Origin of the sequence: Erwinia sp. (genome assembly GCF_031978025.1) — a bacterium.
In the GTDB taxonomy this organism is placed as follows: Bacteria; Pseudomonadota; Gammaproteobacteria; order Enterobacterales; family Enterobacteriaceae; genus Erwinia.
On the sequence record NZ_DALZCD010000396.1, the window covers coordinates 1 to 2,802 of the forward strand.

Below are 2,802 nucleotides of genomic sequence, written 5' to 3' on the forward strand. Positions count from 1 at the left end.
TGCGTCTATGTAGTAACCCTGCTCGACATGGCCCGGGTCTGACGGATTAACCCGCTTCTGATCCAGCATTTTCTCTTTGCCGAGCGGATAGCCTTCCAGCTGCTGACGCAGGCTATCGGTGCTGGTCTCTGTCGTGACCTGCGGCATATTGTTGCGCGTTTCGGTCACGTTCAGCTTTTCAATGTTCTGCGGCAGCGCATTCATCATGATCACATTAGCGCGATCGATACCTTCCTGGGTATTGCGGTACTTCGTCTGCTGACCGGAAACGTAAAGCGTGTCGCCTTTGACCTGAATTTTTGGTCCGAGCAGGCCGGCGTTATATTTCAGATCGGTCAACTGGTTTGCCACCACCGTTGATTCCAGGAACTCCCCTTGCGGCTGTGGATGGTAAGCCGGTTTAGGCACATCAACCGACGCCGTATGCAGATCGTTAAAGTTGGTGCGCAGCGTAAAGCCTGCCATCAGCGTGTTACCACGCTCGTAGCTGACGTTAATATCGGCCCAGTCGGTGAGTCGATAAATAGCCCCGGCGTTAATTTTGCTTTTCTGCTCCAGTCGACCGGCGAAATCATCCTGATAGTTGTTACCTTCGTATTCCACCTTCAGGCGCAGCGGCTGCCACGGCGTCTGGTATTCAATCCCACCGAAAACAGCCGCCGGGCCTTTAAACAGATCTTTGTCGCTGACTGAACCGGCTGTGCCATTACTGTTAGAACGGTAGCAATAGCTGCTATCCGCCTCACAAAAGGGGTTTTTTACCGTTCCGCTGTTGCCCAGGTAGCCAAAGCCCAGCCCGACGGTGAAATCAAAAGGCCCCCAGGCTTTGCTGGCTACCATGTATTCGCTGTCGAACAGCCCCGTGCCGCCCAGGTCACGCGCACCCACCGAGACTTCCGGCAGCCAGTAGCCTTCCTGCCACAGTCGCGCTTTCAGATCGAACGCCTTGTCTTTATAGGACTGGCTGCCGCTGAAGCTTTCCACGGCGCTGTAGCGACGGGTTTTCACATCGGTATAGCGGATGGTGGCTTCCAGCCATGGGAAAAGCTGTACCGAGGAAGAATAGAAGCGGTACTGATCGTTATAGCGGTAGTTCAGGCTGAATTCGCCGTCTTTCGCCATGCGCGCCGTTGGCACCTGAAGCAGGCCCACGCCACCAAAGTCGGACTGCGATGGCCCGACAGGATCTGCAGCCTGAGCCTGACAAGCGCAGGCCACGGACATTGCCAGCAGGCTGAGAAGGTAAGTTTTTTTCATCAGTCAGGGATCCGGTGCGTCAAAACAGAAATAATTTGCTGGTTAAGATCCGGGCCGTCAGGCAGCGACCAGGCAGAAAAGCCAACGTAGATGATGCTGCCCGCGTCGGGTTCAACATGGCGGTGATTCCAGTAGGCAACCGGCACCTGTTCCGTTTTGCCGGAAGGCGCGATAAGCGTAACGAAATTGCGTTCGCCGCCGTCCAGACGCTCGTGGTCAGCCAGGTAGTCAACCACACTACGGCCGGCTACCCAGGTTGTTTTACCGCTACCGTTCGCCAGGCCGGCAATCGTCAGACTGCCCGGTTTCTGTAGCGTATAGACGCTGTATTCGCCCGCCAACAGGCGGTTGTCTTCCGGACGCAGACGCACCCAGTCGGGATCAAGATTAACGATCTGCCTGCCCGTCACCTTGATGGCGGCAATTTGCTGATAGAGGTTATCGACTATCGTCGCTTTTTCACCGTCATCATCAGCACGCAGCGCTGCACTCCAGTTTTTCAGGCGCGTCAGCAGCTGCTGCTGCTGCTGTACCGCTGCTGCCGTCGCCAGTTTTTCGCTAATAACCGTGCCTGGCCACCAGGTTTTTCCTGCCAGCGCGGGGCTTGCCGTCAGCTGAGCCAGGTTTTGCGCATGGCTAACCAGCGCGGTTTCGCTTCGGTCCGGCGAGAAAACGGTGACTTCGCTGTCCGCGCACACGTTTAGCGACACGCAGGCGGCAAAACCGGCGAGGAAGTAAGTGATATTTTTCATGATTTCGCAGGCTTCAGAATGGTGGTTTCAACGGAGAAGTCGTCGCCCAGCGTCTGCCGCGACTGGCGAACCTGACCGGTAGTCGTGTCGATCCAGAAAATATTGCGCCAGGTATTACCGTCAGCCGTGACCTCTTCCTGCCAGACGCGGCAGGCGACACGGTGTCCAATCAGGTCAAGCACCTGGTCCTGCAGACGTGTAAAACGCGACACTGCCGTCGCGGCGTGGAAACGGCCAGCCGCCGACCAGCTCAGCTGGCGAGTCCAGCCTGCACCTTCGGTCAAATGCAGCGGATCGGCCAGCGGATCCTGATCGAGATTGCTCACCTCATGCAGGTCGTTCGCCAGGCCCAATGTTTTTACCACGCGGCCATGCCGGGTAACGATCATCGTGCGATCGCGCGTGATCCATTTTTGCTGGCCGTTTTCGTCAAAGCCCAGTACGACGAAAATACGCTGCCCGTCGTTAACGCGTAGGTACATGCTGGCGTAAGGCAGACCTTCAACCTGCTCAGCCGTAACCTCGACATCATCTGGCCCAAGCAGAGCCAGTTTTACCGTCTCTCCCAGGCTTTTTTGTGTTTGTGTGCAGCCCTGGGCAAGCAGGCATAAAAGCAGCAGTGGTAGGTAGCGCACTGGTGTGTTTCCTGAATGAAGTCTAAAAATTCAAAAAATAACCACACAGGCGTGTGGTTATGATTAATTTACAGCTCTTAACGTGTGGTGCTGGTCGTGGTGGTGGTGCTGATTTAAAGATATTAAGATTCGCTTTAGCGAACTGAAGCGCCCGATTC

3 protein-coding genes are annotated in these 2,802 nt (G+C 55.7%); all 3 read right to left on the reverse strand.

Going from position 1 to position 2,802, the window contains the following annotated elements; genetic code table 11:
- Positions 1 to 1,257: YjbH domain-containing protein (locus RTK32_RS20820; RefSeq protein WP_312047271.1), on the reverse strand; the 1,257-nt coding region annotated here is incomplete at its 3' end.
- Positions 1,257 to 2,009 (reverse strand): capsule biosynthesis GfcC D2 domain-containing protein, encoded by a 753-nt coding sequence (locus RTK32_RS20825; RefSeq protein WP_312047272.1) that lies wholly within the window; start codon positions 2,007 to 2,009, stop codon positions 1,257 to 1,259. The genes RTK32_RS20825 and RTK32_RS20820, both read right to left, overlap by 1 nt.
- Entirely contained in the window at positions 2,006 to 2,644 is a 639-nt protein-coding gene (locus tag RTK32_RS20830) for a YjbF family lipoprotein (RefSeq protein WP_312047274.1), read from the reverse strand. The genes RTK32_RS20825 and RTK32_RS20830 overlap by 4 nt, the downstream gene beginning before the upstream one ends.
- Positions 2,645 to 2,802 lie beyond the last annotated feature (158 nt).

Excerpts from the sequence above, each read along its gene's own strand:
- RTK32_RS20825 (WP_312047272.1), bottom strand. The coding sequence starts at position 2,009 with ATGAAAAATATCACTTACTTCCTCGCCGGTTTTGCCGCCTGCGTGTCG.